Here is a 15,790-nt window from a genome sequence, read left to right as displayed (position 1 = left end):
GCGCCGTCCGTCAAGCCCCGGCGACAGGGTGAAGGAACGCGGGCTGTGGCCGGGTCGAAAAAAGAGACTTGCAAAGTCCTGACACATGTAAGAATTTACTGACACATGTTTGACGAGGCTTGCGCTTGTCCATTTCCGGAGACGATCTGCTGACGATGCTGTCGGCGTTGGCCAGTCCACACCGGCTGCGGATCATGGCCACGCTGAAGGCGGAGGGTCGCAGCTATGTCAGCCAACTGGCGCGGCAGGTCGGCATCAGCCGACCTCTGCTGCACCTGCACCTGCAGAAGCTGGAGGAGGCGGGGCTGGTCACCAGCCAGATGGAGCTGTCGCCGGACGGCAAGGCGCTGAACTTTTTCGCGGTGGCGGATTTCGCGGTGGAACTCACGCCGGACCTGCTGGTCCAGGCGGCGGCGACGCTCAGCGCCAAGTCCGAATCATGATGTGAATCCGAAGGGATAAGAGAATGTCGCCCAGCATCTATCTGCTCACCCTGCTGCTGTTCTTCGGTACCTTCGTGCTGATCTTCGGCTTCAAGTACGTTTCGGCCGCCGTGACGGCCCGCGCCAAGCTGGAGACCGAGGCCGGCTACCGCGCCCTGGCCGAGCGGGCGATCGCCGCGCAGGCCGAAACCCAGGCCGCCTTGGCGGCGCTGAAGGGCGACATGGCCAAGATGGCCGCGAGCCTGGCGGCGGTGGAGCGCATCCTGCGCGACGTGGAATAAGGCCCGGTCGCCGGGCGTATCTGGAACGGGGGACGGGGAAATGACGGTATCGGTGTTCGCTGGGCGCGGCGCTGATGCGACGGCATGACCGGCGGGATGACCAGCGCCGGGTTAGGGGCTTACATCGGGCGCCGGTCGTTCCCATCTGTGGGGTGGCGGGCATTGCGGCGGGCGGCGCCGCCATGCCATAGTGCCGCGCCTTCACGGGCGTCGTTATCGACCTACACCTTTATTCAGGACACGGGACCCACCCATGGGCTCTTTTAGCATCTGGCATTGGCTGATTGTTCTTTTCATCGCCCTGCTGCTGTTCGGCAACCGTCTGCCCCGTATGATGGGCGACTTCGGCAAGGGCATTAAGAACTTCAAGGCCGGCCTGAACGAACAGGAAGAAGGCGGTGCCTCGGCACCCCGCTCGATCGACGGCCATACGGACGCCTCGACGACCTCCGCGCCCAAGGACACCGTTTCCAAGGGCTGAACCGGTTGGGGGCCAGGCGTACGCCGGCCCCGCTGGACGGATCCGTCGCGCCGGAACGGCCGGGGCGCAATCGCGCCCGCAGCCGTTGTGGGCCGACGTCGGGGAATCGTCGGGAATAAGGCACGCCGCCCATGTTCGATATCGCATGGTCCGAACTCGCGCTTATCGGTGTGGTGGCGCTGGTCGTCATTGGACCCAAGGACCTGCCGGTGGCGCTGTATACCGCGGGCAAGTGGATGCGCAAGGCGCGCCTGCTGGCCCGTGATTTCCAGTCACACCTGGATGACATGGTGCGCCAGGCCGAGCTGGAGGACCTGCGCAAGCAGGCCCAGAAGGTGGCGCAGTTCGATTTGACGGCCGAGGTCACCAAGATGGTGGACCCCACCGACAGCGTACGCCAGGCCTTGGAGATCAATCCAACGGCGTCGCTGACGGCGACCGAGGTCACGCCCGCGCCGACGTCCGCCCCGGACGGAACGGTCGAGGGATCGGCCGACGCCAAGCCGGCGGAGCCTGAGCTGCCGGCCATCGGCTCCCCCGCCATGCCCCTGATCCTGCCGGAATCGACGCCCGAGGCGGCGGCCGAGCCCGTGCCGGTGGCCCCGGCCGCGATGCCAGTCGCCACCCCGGCACCGCATGCCGAACACGCTGGCGCCGACGCGCCGGCCCCCGCCAAATCCTGAGAGGGCCAGCGCCCCCATGGCCGACCCCACCCAAGACGAAATCGACGCCTCGCGCATGCCGCTGCTGGATCATTTGATCGAGCTGCGCAACCGTCTGATCATTTCCCTGTCCGCCCTGCTGGTCGCCTTCCTGGTCTGCTACCAGTTCGCCGCCCGCATCTACGGCTGGCTGCTGGTCCCCATGGTCAAGGCCTGGGGTGAACATGCCCCGGAGCATAAGCTGATCTTCACCGCGCCCACCGAGGCCTTCTTCACCTATGTGAAGGTGTCTTTGTGGGCGGCGGCGCTGATCGCCTTTCCCATCATCGCCCAGCAGATCTGGAAGTTCGTGGCGCCCGGTCTGTACAAGCATGAGCGCAAGGCCTTCCTGCCCTTCCTATTGGCGACGCCGGTGCTGTTTTTGCTCGGCACCTGCATGGTTTATTTCTTCGTGATGCCCACGGCGCTCAGCTTCTTCCTGAGCTTTGAGCAGAAGGGCGGGGCAGGGGTTGTTCCCATCGTGGCCGAGACGCGGGTGGAGCAGTACCTGTCCTTCGCCATGTCGCTGATCTTCGCCTTCGGCATCGCTTTCCAGATGCCGGTGCTGCTCAGCCTGCTGGTGCGCGTCGGCATCCTGACAGCCGATCAGCTGGCGTCCAAGCGCCGCTACGCCATCGTGCTGATCTTCGTGCTGGCCGCCATCCTGACGCCGCCCGACCCCATCAGCCAGACCACGCTAGCTGCCCCCATGATCGTGCTGTACGAGGTGTCGGTGTTCGCCGCCCGGCGCATCGAACGCGGCCGGGCGCGGGAGCTGGCGAAGGCGGAGGCGGAAGAGAAGGCCGCGAACAGCGAGGGCACGCCCGGCTGATGCCGGGCCTGTGACTCCGGGGTGATGCCAAAATGGCGGGGCGGGCTGGACCCCGGTGGGGCTTCCCGCTTATAAGTCGGTGACCAACGTCTAACCGTCTTCCAAGAAGCCTGCCATGCATGACCTCCGCGTTCTCCGCGACAATCCCGAAGCCTTTGACGGCGGTCTGGCCCGCCGCGGGTTGCCGCCCCAGTCCGCCGTCGTGCTGGACCTGGACGCCCGTCGCCGCGCCGCGCAGACGGCGCTGCAGGATATGCAGGCCCGCAGGAACGAGGCGTCGAAGCTGATCGGCGCCTACAAGAAGGACGGCAAGGACGCCCAGCCGCTGATGGATGAGGTCGCCAGCCTGAAGGAAGGCATGGCGGAGGCCGAGGCCACCGAGAAGGCGCTGTCGGAAGAGCTGGACCGCCTGCTGTCGACCATCCCCAACCTGCCGGCCGCCGACGTGCCGCAGGGCAAGGACGAGCATGACAATGTGGAGCGCCACCGCGTCGGCACGCCGCCGGTGATCGCGAACGCCAAGGAACATTTCGATCTGGGTGAGGCCCTGGGGTTCATGGACTTCAGCGGGGCTGCCAAGCTGTCGGGCGCCCGCTTCACCGTGCTGAAGGGCCCGCTGGCCCGGCTGGAGCGCGCGCTGGGCGACTTCATGCTGGACACCCACACCCGGGAGTTCGGCTACACCGAGGTGTCGCCGCCCCTGATGGTGCGGGATGAGGCCGCGTACGGCACGGGCCAGTTGCCCAAGTTCGCCGAGGATCTGTTCCAGACCAACACCGGCCACTGGCTGATCCCCACGGCCGAGGTGCCGCTGACCAACCTGGTGGCCGATAGCATCCTGGATGCCGAGGAGTTGCCGCTGCGCATGACGGCGCGCACACCCTGCTTCCGTGCCGAGGCGGGGGCTGCCGGCCGCGACACCCGCGGCATGATTCGCCAGCACCAGTTCTACAAGGTCGAGATGGTCAGTGTGACCACGCCGGACCAGTCGGCCGCCGAGCATGAGCGCATGACCGAGGCCGCCGAGACGGTGCTGAAGCGTCTGGGCCTGCCCTTCCGTACTGTCACGCTGTGCACGGGCGACATGGGCTTCAGCGCCGCCAAGACCTACGACATCGAGGTCTGGCTGCCGGGCCAGAACATGTATCGCGAGATCAGCAGCTGCTCCAACTGCGGGGACTTCCAGGCCCGCCGCATGAAGGCCCGCTGGCGCAACAAGGGCGACAAGAACACCCAGTTCGTCCACACCCTGAACGGCTCGGGCGTGGCGGTGGGACGCGCCCTGCTGGCGGTGATGGAGAATTATCAGGAGGCCGACGGCTCTATCCGTGTGCCCGAGGTGCTGGTGCCCTATATGAACGGGCTGGAGCGCATCGTCCGTGGCTGACGGCACGCCGATGCGGGCCCCGGGGGAAGACCGCCCCCTGCGCATCCTGATCAGCAATGACGACGGCATCCATGCCCCCGGCTTGGCGGCGCTGGAGCGCATCGCGCGCCAGCTGACCGATGACGTCTGGGTGGTGGCGCCGGAGGCGGAGCAATCCGCCGCCAGCCATTCGCTGACCATCCACCGCCCACTGCGCATGAAGCGGGTGGCGGACCGGCGCTACACCGTCGATGGCACGCCGACCGACTGCGTGTTGCTGGCGGTGAACCAGGTGATGGCCGACCGGCGGCCGGACGTGGTGCTATCCGGCGTGAACCATGGCCAGAACCTGGGTGAGGACGTGACCTACTCCGGCACCGTCGCCGCCGCCATGGAGGCGACCCTGCTGGGCGTGCGCGCCTTCGCCTTCAGCCTGCGCCTGCGCGACGGTCGCGACCCCGACTGGGCCACGGCCGAGCGCTGGGGGCCGGAGGTGGTGCGCAAGGGCCTGGCCGTCGAATGGCCGCGCCATGTCCTGCTGAACGTGAACTTCCCGGCGGTGGATCCGGACAAGGTGGCCGGCATCCACGTCGTGCGCCATGCCAACCGCAAGGCCGGCGACGATTTGTTCGAGCGCATGGACCCCCGGGGCCGTCCGTACATCTGGATCGGTGCCGCGCGGGGGTTGAACGAGGTGCCGGAAGATACCGACGTTCACGTGGTGGAGGCGCTGGGCGGCATTTCCGTCACGCCCGTCCACCTGGACTTGACGCACTACGAGACCTTGAAGCGGCTGGAGGGGGTGTTCGGGTGAGCAGTGCTGCGCGCAAGATCCGTCTGTTGATGCTGTTGCGCCGCAATGGCGTGAACAGCACGGACGTTTTGCGCGCCATGGAGCTGATCCCGCGGGAGGTGTTCGTGCCCCCCACCTTCCACGACCAGGCCTATGAGGACACGGCGCTGCCCATCGGCCATGGGCAGACCATCAGCCAGCCCATGGTGGTGGGGCTGATGACCCAGGCCCTGCAGCTGACCGACCGTCTGAAGGTGCTGGAGATCGGCACCGGGTCCGGCTACCAGGCGGCGGTACTGGCCAAGATCGCCCGGCGTGTCTACACCATCGAGCGCCACCGCCCCCTGCTGGCGGAGGCAGAGGGCCGATTCCAGGCCCTGCGCCTGCATAACATCACCGCGCGCCATGGTGACGGCATGCGCGGCTGGCCCCAGGCGGCGCCCTTCGAGCGCATCCTGGTGACGGCCGGGGGCGGCATGGATCCGCCGCCTGATCTGATGGACCAGCTTGCGGTGGGGGGCATCATGGTCATACCTTTGGGCGCCGACCGCCGCAGCCTGCATGTCGTGCGCCTGCGTAAAACGGAGACGGGGGTTGAGCGTGAGCAGCTGTGGCCGGTACGGTTCGTGCCCCTGCTGCCCGAGGTCGCGGCCGAACCCGGACGGGGGCGGGCCGCATCGGGCCAGGGGGGGATGGAGCAGGGGGACGTGCCCCCGCCGGCCCTAATTCCGCCCGACTTTTCCGACGTAATCCATCAGCGGGCGTGATGCCTTTCCTCGAACGACAAAGCGCGATGGCCTTGAAGACTTTCCACCGGACGACCGGTGCCGCCGCCCTTCCGACCATGCCCCTCGATACCGCGAGCGGCCTGTCCCGGCTGCTGATGCACGGCGCCCTGGCGGGTGCCCTGGCATTCGGCCTGTCGGCCTGCGCCGGCCGGTCGGAACCGCCGGCGCCGGTGGTCACGCCGCCGCCCACGCCGGCCAACGTCATCTTCGTGTCCAAGGGGGAGACGATCTATGACGTGGCCAAGCGGTACAACATTCCGCTGCGCGACCTGATCGACGAGAATCGCCTGCAGCCGCCCTACACGGTCACGGCCGGGCAGCGCCTGGTGGTGCCCACGCCGCACACCTACCTTATCAAGCCGGGCGACACCCTGTATGGCATTGCCCGGACCTTCAACATCGACAGCAGCGAGCTGGCGCGCCTGAACAGCCTGGCGCCGCCCTACCTGCTGCGCGTGGGTCAGACCCTGAACCTGCCGCATGCGGGTCCAGCCCCGGCCTGGACGCCGCCGGGTGGCGCGCCTACGGTGGCGGAGGCGCCCCCACCGGCGACCGCGCCCCGGCCGGGCGTCACCAGCGCCGGCCGCGCGCCCGTTTCGGTCGCCCCCGCGCCCCAGGTGTCCGCCGCCCCGCCCCCCGTCACGGTGGCCCCCCGCCGCACGGTGGAGAGCCAGGAATTGGCGGCCCCGTCGGCCTCGGCGCCGGCGGCGGCCTCGTTGCCCACGGGCACCACCGGCGCCGCCATCCCGCCGGGCGCCACGGCCGCGCCCGCCGCGCGCTGGGCCCCCGTGACGCCCGGTTCCTCGTCCGAGCCCACCAGCGGGCCGCCTTCCGGCGCACCCGCCATTTCCTCAGCGCCAACCACGCGTACCCCCGGCTCCGCCACCCCGCCGGCCGTGGTCGCCGCCGGCCCGTCGGTACCGCCGCCGTCCGCCGTGCCCACCGCGCCGGCACCCGACGCTCCAGCACCCGCCCCGAAGGGCGGCGCGCGCTTCCTGTGGCCGGTGACGGGGCAGGTGATCTCCACCCACGGGGCCAAGCCCGGCGGTCAGTACAACGACGGCATCAACATCGCCGCCCCCACGGGCACACCGGTGGTGGCCGCCGACGCCGGCGTGGTGAAGTACGCCGGCAACCAGTTGCGCGGCTTCGGCAACCTGGTGCTGATCCAGCACGCCGACGGCATGGTGACGGCTTACGCCCAGCTGGACCAGATCATGGTGGACGCCAACGCCAAGGTGGCGCGCGGCCAGCGCATCGGTACCGTGGGCGCCACCGGCAACGTCACCAGCCCGCAACTGCACTTCGAGGTGCGGCAGGGCAATAAGGTCTTGGATCCCATGGATGTTTTGGATCCGGGTAAGGGTGTCCGCTAGCCCGGTCATCCCTGCCTAGCGGGACTCGGGAATAAAGGTGGGGCGGCAGATTTTGCCGCCCTTGCCTTTTCGGCAGTTTGCAAAAATACGAATAATTCCAATACCCTAACTTGCCGGACCAAGTGGCCCGGGGTTTGCGTGGTGGGGGACGGATCGACCATGGGGGTCGGTCCCCTGCGCGGAACTCCCCGCCACCGAGGCCCGGTCCCATGAGTTTGTTCAGCGCGCTGAATTCGGCCGCCAACAGCCTGAATGTCATTCAGGCCGGCATCCAGGTCGTTTCAGACAACATGAACAACGCCAACAGCCCGGATCGTACGAAACACACCGTTTCGCAAACGACCGATCCGTTGAGCGGCGTCACCATCTCGCAGTATTCGCGATCGGTGGACGTGGCCCTGCAGGCTCAGCTTCAGGGGACGACGTCGGAGAACGGGATGCAGCAGGTGCTGTCCCAGTACATGAGCCAGATCGGCGGCATGCTGGGCACCACCAACTCCAACAATTCCAGCGACAGCGCCACGCCCAAGCTGACCCAGGCGTTCCAGGACTTCACCTCCGCCCTGCAGGATCTGTCGGCCTCGCCCGAGAACGCCGTGGCGCAGAACCAGGTGGTGCAGAAGGCCCAGGCCCTGGTTCAGACCATCCACACCCTGTCGGCGGGCGTGGACCAGATGGAGACGCAGGCCAAGGGCGACATCACCCAGACGGTGAAGTCGATCAACACCGATCTGACCCAGATCGACCAGTTGAACGCCACCATCTCCCAGCTGAAGTCCAGCAATCAGCCCACCGCGGATTTCGAGGACCAGCGCGACGCCACGCTGCGCGACCTGTCCTCGATGATCAACATCCGCACCACGCTGCGTGACGACGGCTCCATCGCCGTCTTCACGCCCACGGGCTCCACGCTGGTGGACGGCACCGCCACCCAGCTGAGCTATGACGGCAAAGTGATCTCAGGCGCCGGCGGCGCCGACATCACCGCCGCCATCAGCGGCGGCAAGCTGGGCGGCCTGCTGGACATGGTGGCCGACAGCTCGCCGGCCCCGGCCAGCGGCGACGCCACCACCGAAGTCTTCCGCAAGCTGAAGTCGCAGCTGGACGCCGTGGCCGGCGCCCTGACCGGCACGACGCAGGCGGGTCAGCCCACCAGCATCACCGACGCCTATAACAAGGCCAGCCCCACCAACGACGGCGAACTGGCCAGCGGCCTGTTCTCGGGCAGCGACGCCGGCACCCTGGCGGTGAACAAGGACCTGCTGAACGGCACCAAGACCATCAAGCAGTCGGCCGTGAACGCCATGGTCAGCGCCATGACCGCGACCGGCCGCACCATGACGGCCGACGGCCTGACCCTCACCAACGTCAGCTACGGCGGCATGGCCGACCAGGTGTCCAGCAACTGGTCCACCATCCAGTCCAACGTCAACACCCAGGCCACCACCACCTCATCCTTCATGACCAGCCTGCAGACGCGCTACGCCAGCTCGACGGGCGTCAACATGGATGAGGAGGTCGCGAACCTGCAGGTGCTCCAGCGCAACTATTCGGCCACCGCCCGCGTGATCTCGGTCATCGGGCAGATGTTCGACACCCTGACGCAGGCCGTGACATGACCATCTCCCGTGTAAGCACCTACGGCAGCTACCTGTCGATGCTGAACGGCATCAATGGGACCTCCACGTCGCTGGCTGAGCTGCAGCAGCAGTTCAACACCGGCATCAAGTCGCAGGACTTGTCCGCCTACGGCACCCAGGCCAACCAGCTGCTGGCCCTGAAGGCCCAGTACGCCCAGCGCACCGGCTATTCCAACGCCATCACCGCGGCCACGACCCAGGTGAACGCGACGGAGAAGGCGCTGTCGTCGATGCAGACCGTCGTGGCCAACCTGCTGAGTTCGGCCAACATCCCGGCTGGCGCCGGCAATCCCACCATTTCGGCCGTCACATCGTCCAACAGCGGCAACCTGGGCCTGTCGGTCGACACGACCAAGTCCGTGTTCAACGCCGCCGCCACCTATACGGTCAGCGCGGTTCCCTCTAATTCCGGCAAGACCGGCAGCTATGACGTGACCGTCAGCGACGGCATGGGCGGCGTATCGACCAAGACGCTGAACCTCAGCACCATCCCGCCCGATGATGGCCAGCAGACCTTCGAAATGACGGGCGGGCCGGGTGATGGGTCCACCGTCGCGCTGGACATCAACCAGTTGAAGGGCACGGGCAGCGCCACGTTCAGCGTGGGCTACCCGGACCTAGCCGCGCCCAAGGCGCTGTTGCAGGGCGCCTTGACGCAGCTGTCCAGCCTGCTGAACACCAAGGCCGGCGACCGCTATATCTTCGCCGGCAGCCGCTACGACACGCAGCCGGTGGGTGACCTGTCGGCGACCAAGCAGGTCACCAAGATGACCTTCAAGGGCACGCTGGGCGTGGCGGGCGACACGTACGAGATGTATGTGGGCGACAAGCGCTATACCTATACCACCACGGGCAGCGAGACCAGCCCGTCCGACATCCTCAACGGCCTGGCGTCGCAGATCAACGGGCCCAACCAGACGGCCATCGCCAATGGCCAGAAAGCCAACCCGCCGGTGGTCGCTTCGGTGTCGGGCAACGTGATGACGCTGACCGGCATGGACGCGGGCTATACCTTCACCGCCCAGTCCAACGTCTACACCCAGCCCGGTTACAACAACACCGAGAGCGGCGCCGCCACGCCGGCCGCGGCCTATACGCCGGCCACGAACGACGGGCAGGACGCCGTCTACGCCCAGTTCATGACCCAGCCGGCCATCGCGGCCGATCCCACCGCCGTGCCGCCGGTCACGGGCCAGCAGCAGATCGACCAGGTGAACCTGAGCGGCGCCAGCGTGGACGTCGGCGACGTGTTCACCATCACCATGGGCAACCGCAATACCGTCAACGTCACCAGCGACGATGCCAATCCGGCCAACAACATCTCATACGACAAGGTGAGCGGACCGACGACGTACAGCTACGTCATGACGGCGGGCGACATCGCCGCGGCCAAGGCCGACCCGAACGGCCCCATGAACTACGTGGCCAACAAGCTGGCCGGCGTGATCAACACCGATCCGCAGCGCTCGGCCGATGCGGTGGTCACGGCAAACCCGCCGCTGGGCGCGCAGTTGACGCTGACCGGCACCGGGACGCAGCGCTTCGCCACCACGGCGACGGTGCAGAACAACACCAACCAGAACAGCTTCACCACCAATACGCTGGATCCTTTCCAGGACTCCAATTCGTTCAGCACCACCATCACCAGCCCGCCCAGCCTGGCGGTCTACGATACGCAGTACACCAGCGGCGCGCAAAACACGGCGGCCTTCGCCAGTAGCACGCTGAACGTGGACGACAACACGACCGCGACCTATGGCGTCAGTTCCAACGATCCCGCCATCCAGAACCTGATCATCGGCATCAAGCAGATGCTGTCCGCGGTCAGCAACCCCGGCAACTACACGGCGATGATGAGCACCGCGCGCTCCACCCTCGTGCAGGCCCAGGGGCAGATCCGCCAGCTGGACGCCAGCACGGTGAACGCGCAGAGCGTCCTGGGCACGGCGGCCACCAACCATAAGGACGCCCTGGCCGATATCGAAAACCAGATCGGCAACATCCAGAACGTCGATCCCACGACTGTGGCCGCACAATTGCAAGCGGCCCTGAACCAACAGCAGGGCGCCTACACGGTTGCCGGCAAAATCGCTTCCCTTTCCCTTGTCAACTTCCTGAGCTGAGGAGACCTTGCCATGAACGCCTACACGCCTGCAGAAGCCTTCGCCGTCGCCACCGTCGCCGCCGCTCCGGTGAACGACGAGGCCCAGCGCGCCCGCCTGTTCGACCAGTTCAATGCCTATTGGGTGAACGCCGCCAGCGAGGGCGTGCCCTACGACACCATCGGCACCATGTCCGTGATGGCCTCCATCTACGGCATCCTGGCCAAGTACGGTAAGACCACCACCGCCGAATACCTGGAAATCATGGCTGAGAGCGTGCGCTCCGGCGAGTTCTCGGTGAAGCAGGGCGCCTGATCCGACAGACGTTCTCCGACGCGTCAGGGTCCAAAAGGGACCCGCAGGAACGGACCAGGAAAAGGCCGGGCCGGTCTCCCCAAAAGGGGGAAGACCAGCCCGGCCTTCCTTGTTTTTAGGTTCCGGTCCGCCGGTCCGGATCCGAGGCGAAGCCTACCGGGAAGAAACGGCCGGGTTAGGGTAGCCGGTAGGAAAAAACGCCCTGGTGCCCCGCTGCCGCGGCACATCCTGCTAGGCGGTCCGACGGGCGACGTGATGGCGGTGGCCGGGGCCCTTTTCAAGAATAGCAAGCAATAACAGTGGTTTATTGAGCGCGACCCAGTGACGGATGCCCCCCGCGTGGAAAATGGTAGGTGCCACGCCAATCTTCGCAAACTGGCATCCATCTTGCTTTCCTTGATGTCCAGATACGCAACCGCTCTTCCTGGGAGCCAGCACCATGAGCATTTTCGGCTCGATGTCCGTCGGCATTTCCGGTTTGCAGGCGCAGTCCACCGCGCTCAGCAACATCTCCGACAACATCGCGAACGCCCAGACGACGGGCTTCAAGCGCATCGACACATCGTTCGAATCCCTGGTCATCTCGGCCAGCAACACGCAGTACCAGGCGGGCGGCGTCCAGGCCTCGCCCAACTACGTCAACAGCGTGTCGGGCACCATCTCGACCTCGGACACGCCGACCAACATCGCCATCCGGGGCAACGGCTTCTTCAGTGTCAGCAAGCTGACGACGGTGAACGGCCAGACTACCGCATCGACCGAGCGCTTCTACACCCGTGACGGCAGCTTCTCGCTGAACTCCAGCCGCACGCTGGTCAACAATTCCGGTTTCGCGCTGAACGGCTTCGCCTATGACAGCACCACGGGCCTGTTCGCCACCTCAGCCACGCCGGTGGCGGTGACGTCGGACATCGACAGCCCGGTGCCGACCAAGGAAATCGACCTTAAGGCGAACCTGCCGACCAATCCATCGGGCGGCATCACGCCCACCCAGATCCAGGTTTTCGACAGCGCCGGCACGGCCCACAATCTGAACCTGTCCTGGCGCCAGGGCAACACCGACGGCACCTGGCAGCTGGGCGTCACCGCCGACGGCAGCCAGGGCTCGCAGCCCATCCAGTCGCTGCTGAGCACCGGTTTCCCCGCTGCCATCACGGAAAGCAGCCTGCTGACCGGCAAGAACGACCGCGCCCAGATCGACGACGTGACCTTCGCCACGGCGGCGACGACCTTGCCTAGCGGTGGGCAGGCCTACGGCTTCAACGTCGGCGACAGCTATTCGGTGGTGGTCAACGGCACCACGTACAGCCAGAACATCACCACGGCCAACGCCGCGCAGTTCAGCGGCATGAAGGACATCGCGCAGGCCCTGGCTGACCAGATCAACGGCGCCGACACCTCCTCCGGTGTGCTGGCCTCGGTCACGTCAACGGGCGCGCTGCGCTTGTCGGCGAAGACGGCCGGCACGCCCTTCACCCTGGACCAGAGCGTGACGGCCGGCGCCATCACCACGCACACCTCGGCCGATACCCTGGTGCAGAGCGCGACGGCGACGACGCCTGAAATCCACACCTCGACCTTCGTCGGCAACACCATCAACATCGACGACGTTTACAGCATGGACGTCAACGGCACGACCTACTCGGTCACGGTGACGCCGCAGAACCTCGGCTCCCTGTCGAACATCAACGGCGTGGTGCAGAAACTGGCGTCGCTGATCAATGTCGACACCGGCACCACGGGCCTCACCGCCACGCCGTCCAACGGTACGGTGACCGTGAAGGGCGGCAACGGCGTCACCTTCACCCAATCCTCCACGGCCACAGACTCGGCCGGTCTGACCAACACGGCGACCCAGTCGACCTACGTCGGCAACAACACCGGTTCGAAAGAGGTGGAGAAGATCAGCATCACCGGGCAGCCCGGTGACGTGGGCACCAGCTACAGCTTCACCGTCCAGTCGCCGCAGGCCAAGTCGGTGCTGCCGGTCGAACAGCTGAACGCCGGTGCGCCCACCACCTACACCTACGACTTCGCAACGCCCTATGGCGCCACCACGGTGCCGCAGGTGGGCCAGCTGTACAGCGTCACGCTGGGGTCCTCCACCTACAACATCCAGATGACCAACTCCAACATCGCCAACTATCCGGACGTGCAGTCGGTGATCACCGACCTGGCGTCCAGGGTCACGGCCGACACCAACTCACCGTTCACGGTGCAGTCGGCGGCGGGTGGTGTCCTGACATTGCAGACCAAGGCCAACGACGCCACGCTGTCCACCACCCAGAACCTGCCGCCCAGCTTCTCGCAGGCCATCAGCTATACGACCGACGGTACCGAGACCAGCCTGGCCGACATCAGCGGCAAGATCGCGGCCAAGATCAACGCCATCTCCGGTATCCCGGTACAGGCGACCTCGTCCGGCGGCACCATCACCCTGACCGGCAACACCGACGCCGCCGCCTTCTACACCAGCATCCCGGGCGGCTCCAGCGCCTCCACGCCGGGCGTGGTCGTCGGTAAGACGCCGGGTCACATCAACCTGACCTTCGGCGGCACCTTGTCCGATGGCACCACGGCGCAAGCCGGCACGCTGAGCCACATGGACACCTCGTCCATCGGCACCGGCAACGCCACCGTCAGCGCCGACCAGAGCGCCGCCGCCGCGGCCCAGGTGGGCTTCGACTTCGACTTCGGCTACGGCCTGCAGCACATCGTGCTGAACCTGGGCAATTTCGGCCAGTCTTCCGGTCTGACCCAGTTCGACGGTACCAACATCAACGTTACCTCCAAGGTGCAGGACGGCAGCCCGGCCGGTACCTTCAAGGATGTGCAGATCAACGCCGACGGCACTGTGCTGGCCAACTACGACAACGGCCGCCAGCGTACCATCGCCAAGGTTCCGATCGTGCTGTTCAACAATCCGGACGCCCTGTCGCGCTCCACCGGCAACGTCTTCACCGAGACCGTGGACAGCGGCAAGGCCCGCTTCAATGACACGGGTGTGAACGGCGCCGGCGACATCGCTTCCAGCAGCCTTGAAGGCTCCAACGTCGACATCGCGTCGGAATTCACCCAGCTGATCGTGGCGCAGCGGTCCTACACCGCGAACACCAAGGTCATCACCACCGCCGACGATCTGCTGCAGGACACCATCAACCTGAAGCGGTAAGGCCTTAGCCACCTGACGGCCTGGGCGTGGCGGATTGCCGCTGTTCGGGGCCCGAAGGGCAGAGACATCAAGCGTTTAGGGCAGAGCCGTCCGCATCCTAGCCGGGATGCGGGCGGCTTTGTCTTGCGCCGGCGGGCGGTTGGTGCTGAAGTATTTGCATTATTAAGACTAACGCGACCGCTTCGGCATGTCCGTCCTTGGTGGCATTTCCGCGTCGCCCGTCTGGGCGCGCGCCCTGACGGGCCCAACCCCCACCGTCGCCGCGGTGGGGCAAGGGGCGGCTGTCACCGCCGCAAGCCCATCCGGGCAGGCGCCCAACCCTTACAGTGTTCGGAGCCAGACTCAGGCCCAGCAGTCCGGCGGCGCCAAGGCGGCCGGCAACGGCACGGCCAGCGACGGCACCAAGCTGAGCGATGCCCAGCAGCAGCAGGTTGACAAGCTCAAGACCGTGGACCGGGCGGTGCGGGCGCATGAGGCGGCGCACAAGGCGGCGGGCGGTCCCTATGCGGGGTCGGAGTCCTTCACCTTCAGCACCGGTCCTGATGGGCAGCACTACGCCACGGCGGGTGAGGTCGCCATCGACATCGGCTCGATCCAAGGCGACCCCCAGGCCACCATCACCAAGCTGGAAACGGTGCGTCGCGCCGCCTTGGCGCCGGCTGATCCCTCCGGTCAGGATCGCGCCGTGGCCGCGCAGGCCCAGGCCGGCATCGTCGCCGCCCAGGGGGAAGAGGCTAAGCAGAAAACGCAAGCCGATGGGGGCACGGCCAATAGCGGGACGGCCAATGGCGATGCGACTGGCAGCGGTGGCGCTTCGGATTCCGGCGGGGCAGGCGGTGTGGGAGCAGGACGGGTGGGGACCGGCGGCGTGACCATTCGGCAAGGGGCCGCCGCCTACCGGAAAAGCCAGGGGGCGCTGGACGCCAGCATCGTACAGGCCGCCCAGGCCGCCGCCGCCCAGCCCCTGGCGCTGATCGCCTGAAACGAGGACGGCCAGCGACGGATGTCGCTGGCCGAACGTCGGAAAAGAGCGGCCTTACTTGGCGTCGCTGTACCGCAGGGCGCAGATCTTGGTCGCCATGTCGGCCATGACGGCACCGCCCTCATTCTTGGCCAGCGCGGCGGCGTCGGCGCACTTGTGCTGGTCGATCAGGCCGTCCACCCGCTGAGCCACGTTGGTCAGGCGCGCCTTGGTCGCGGCGGTCATGCCCTTGGGCTCAACGGCATGCGGATGCCCATAAGGTAGCGAGGCGTCAAAACTCGGGATCCCACCCGCAGCGGAAGCGGCGCCGCCAGCGCCCCAGTACGCGGCGGCGCCTTGGGATGAGCCGCCGGTCGAGGCGCGAGCGGCGGCGAGGGGGGCGCTCACCAAAACCGCAACCATCAAAAGGGCACCGATGTCACGCATATGCACCTCCTCGGCAGGGCGCCTGGGCGCCGTTTCACAGTCGTATTGTGCCAGACATCATTTGCCGTATTCAACCTATAGGGTGTGTCGGC

The 15,790-nt window shown here is 66.7% G+C and carries 15 protein-coding genes; 14 read left to right on the top strand and 1 reads right to left on the bottom strand.

The genetic code is table 11. From position 1 onward, the window contains the following. Positions 1 to 125 precede the first annotated feature (125 nt). The 14 genes from FBZ89_RS02670 to FBZ89_RS02605 all read left to right on the top strand — a co-directional run bounded on the left by FBZ89_RS02670 (position 126) and on the right by FBZ89_RS02605 (position 15,272). Positions 126 to 443 (top strand): ArsR/SmtB family transcription factor, encoded by a 318-nt coding sequence (locus FBZ89_RS02670; RefSeq protein ID WP_211115087.1) that lies wholly within the window; start codon positions 126 to 128, stop codon positions 441 to 443. A gap of 23 nt (positions 444 to 466) precedes the next feature. Beyond that, on the top strand, positions 467 to 724 hold the full coding sequence (locus tag FBZ89_RS02665; protein ID WP_145748510.1) for a hypothetical protein: 258 nt from the start codon (positions 467 to 469) through the stop codon (positions 722 to 724). Positions 725 to 977: 253 nt separating this feature from the next. Beyond that, the gene (locus tag FBZ89_RS02660; protein WP_088873272.1) at positions 978 to 1,205 is read left to right on the top strand and encodes a Sec-independent protein translocase subunit TatA; all 228 of its coding nucleotides are present in this window, start codon (positions 978 to 980) and stop codon (positions 1,203 to 1,205) included. Positions 1,206 to 1,336: 131 nt separating this feature from the next. Next, positions 1,337 to 1,888 carry a Sec-independent protein translocase protein TatB gene (tatB, locus tag FBZ89_RS31150; RefSeq protein WP_211115086.1) on the top strand — a complete coding sequence of 184 codons (552 nt, stop codon included), beginning with the start codon at positions 1,337 to 1,339 and terminating at the stop codon, positions 1,886 to 1,888. A 16-nt stretch (positions 1,889 to 1,904) separates the two neighbouring features. Then, positions 1,905 to 2,738, top strand: coding sequence for a twin-arginine translocase subunit TatC (gene tatC, locus FBZ89_RS02650; RefSeq protein WP_145748509.1), 834 nt, complete (start codon positions 1,905 to 1,907; stop codon positions 2,736 to 2,738). Positions 2,739 to 2,853: 115 nt separating this feature from the next. Beyond that, the gene (serS, locus tag FBZ89_RS02645) at positions 2,854 to 4,125 is read left to right on the top strand and encodes a serine--tRNA ligase (RefSeq protein WP_145748508.1); all 1,272 of its coding nucleotides are present in this window, start codon (positions 2,854 to 2,856) and stop codon (positions 4,123 to 4,125) included. A 10-nt stretch (positions 4,126 to 4,135) separates the two neighbouring features. Further along, the gene (surE, locus tag FBZ89_RS02640; RefSeq protein WP_145748953.1) at positions 4,136 to 4,918 is read left to right on the top strand and encodes a 5'/3'-nucleotidase SurE; all 783 of its coding nucleotides are present in this window, start codon (positions 4,136 to 4,138) and stop codon (positions 4,916 to 4,918) included. Then, positions 4,915 to 5,664: a protein-L-isoaspartate(D-aspartate) O-methyltransferase gene (locus FBZ89_RS02635; protein WP_145748507.1), complete on the top strand. Its 750-nt coding sequence runs from the start codon at positions 4,915 to 4,917 to the stop codon at positions 5,662 to 5,664. The genes surE and FBZ89_RS02635 overlap by 4 nt, the downstream gene beginning before the upstream one ends. Before the next feature lie 26 nt (positions 5,665 to 5,690). Further along, the gene (locus tag FBZ89_RS31840; RefSeq protein WP_281292002.1) at positions 5,691 to 7,061 is read left to right on the top strand and encodes a peptidoglycan DD-metalloendopeptidase family protein; all 1,371 of its coding nucleotides are present in this window, start codon (positions 5,691 to 5,693) and stop codon (positions 7,059 to 7,061) included. A 209-nt stretch (positions 7,062 to 7,270) separates the two neighbouring features. Continuing rightward, positions 7,271 to 8,680 (top strand): flagellar hook-associated protein FlgK, encoded by a 1,410-nt coding sequence (flgK, locus tag FBZ89_RS02625; RefSeq protein ID WP_145748506.1) that lies wholly within the window; start codon positions 7,271 to 7,273, stop codon positions 8,678 to 8,680. After that, the gene (locus tag FBZ89_RS02620; RefSeq protein WP_145748505.1) at positions 8,677 to 10,824 is read left to right on the top strand and encodes a hypothetical protein; all 2,148 of its coding nucleotides are present in this window, start codon (positions 8,677 to 8,679) and stop codon (positions 10,822 to 10,824) included. Before flgK ends, FBZ89_RS02620 begins: the two co-directional genes overlap by 4 nt. A gap of 12 nt (positions 10,825 to 10,836) precedes the next feature. Further along, positions 10,837 to 11,118, top strand: a complete 282-nt coding sequence (locus FBZ89_RS02615; RefSeq protein ID WP_145748504.1) for a hypothetical protein — start codon at positions 10,837 to 10,839, stop codon at positions 11,116 to 11,118. A 439-nt stretch (positions 11,119 to 11,557) separates the two neighbouring features. Next, complete coding sequence (locus FBZ89_RS02610; RefSeq protein ID WP_145748503.1) at positions 11,558 to 14,290, top strand: flagellar hook-basal body complex protein; 2,733 nt, start codon at positions 11,558 to 11,560, stop codon at positions 14,288 to 14,290. A gap of 187 nt (positions 14,291 to 14,477) precedes the next feature. Further along, positions 14,478 to 15,272, top strand: a complete 795-nt coding sequence (locus FBZ89_RS02605; RefSeq protein ID WP_145748502.1) for a putative metalloprotease CJM1_0395 family protein — start codon at positions 14,478 to 14,480, stop codon at positions 15,270 to 15,272. A 54-nt stretch (positions 15,273 to 15,326) separates the two neighbouring features. Here the strand turns inward: FBZ89_RS02605 and FBZ89_RS30675 are convergent, their stop codons facing one another. Continuing rightward, complete coding sequence (locus tag FBZ89_RS30675) at positions 15,327 to 15,497, bottom strand: hypothetical protein (RefSeq protein ID WP_186457159.1); 171 nt, start codon at positions 15,495 to 15,497, stop codon at positions 15,327 to 15,329. Between the last annotated feature and the right edge of the window lie 293 nt (positions 15,498 to 15,790).

Origin of the sequence: Nitrospirillum amazonense, from assembly GCF_007828045.1 — a bacterium.
GTDB lineage: Bacteria > Pseudomonadota > Alphaproteobacteria > Azospirillales > Azospirillaceae > Nitrospirillum > Nitrospirillum amazonense_C.
Note: the sequence above shows the minus strand (reverse complement) of the source record. Positions and strands in the feature narration are given on the sequence as shown.

What these genes read in the sequence shown, in the direction of transcription:
- FBZ89_RS02665 (WP_145748510.1), top strand. Translation starts at nt 467, where the DNA reads ATGTCGCCCAGCATCTATCTGCTCACCCTGCTGCTGTTCTTCGGTACC.
- FBZ89_RS02660 (WP_088873272.1), top strand. Translation starts at nt 978, where the DNA reads ATGGGCTCTTTTAGCATCTGGCATTGGCTGATTGTTCTTTTCATCGCC.
- tatB (WP_211115086.1), top strand. Translation starts at nt 1,337, where the DNA reads ATGTTCGATATCGCATGGTCCGAACTCGCGCTTATCGGTGTGGTGGCG.
- tatC (WP_145748509.1), top strand. Translation starts at nt 1,905, where the DNA reads ATGGCCGACCCCACCCAAGACGAAATCGACGCCTCGCGCATGCCGCTG.
- serS (WP_145748508.1), top strand. Translation starts at nt 2,854, where the DNA reads ATGCATGACCTCCGCGTTCTCCGCGACAATCCCGAAGCCTTTGACGGC.
- surE (WP_145748953.1), top strand. Translation starts at nt 4,136, where the DNA reads ATGCGGGCCCCGGGGGAAGACCGCCCCCTGCGCATCCTGATCAGCAAT.
- FBZ89_RS31840 (WP_281292002.1), top strand. Translation starts at nt 5,691, where the DNA reads ATGGCCTTGAAGACTTTCCACCGGACGACCGGTGCCGCCGCCCTTCCG.
- flgK (WP_145748506.1), top strand. Translation starts at nt 7,271, where the DNA reads ATGAGTTTGTTCAGCGCGCTGAATTCGGCCGCCAACAGCCTGAATGTC.
- FBZ89_RS02620 (WP_145748505.1), top strand. Translation starts at nt 8,677, where the DNA reads ATGACCATCTCCCGTGTAAGCACCTACGGCAGCTACCTGTCGATGCTG.
- FBZ89_RS02615 (WP_145748504.1), top strand. Translation starts at nt 10,837, where the DNA reads ATGAACGCCTACACGCCTGCAGAAGCCTTCGCCGTCGCCACCGTCGCC.
- FBZ89_RS02610 (WP_145748503.1), top strand. Translation starts at nt 11,558, where the DNA reads ATGAGCATTTTCGGCTCGATGTCCGTCGGCATTTCCGGTTTGCAGGCG.
- FBZ89_RS02605 (WP_145748502.1), top strand. Translation starts at nt 14,478, where the DNA reads ATGTCCGTCCTTGGTGGCATTTCCGCGTCGCCCGTCTGGGCGCGCGCC.
- FBZ89_RS30675 (WP_186457159.1), bottom strand. Translation starts at nt 15,497, where the DNA reads ATGACCGCCGCGACCAAGGCGCGCCTGACCAACGTGGCTCAGCGGGTG.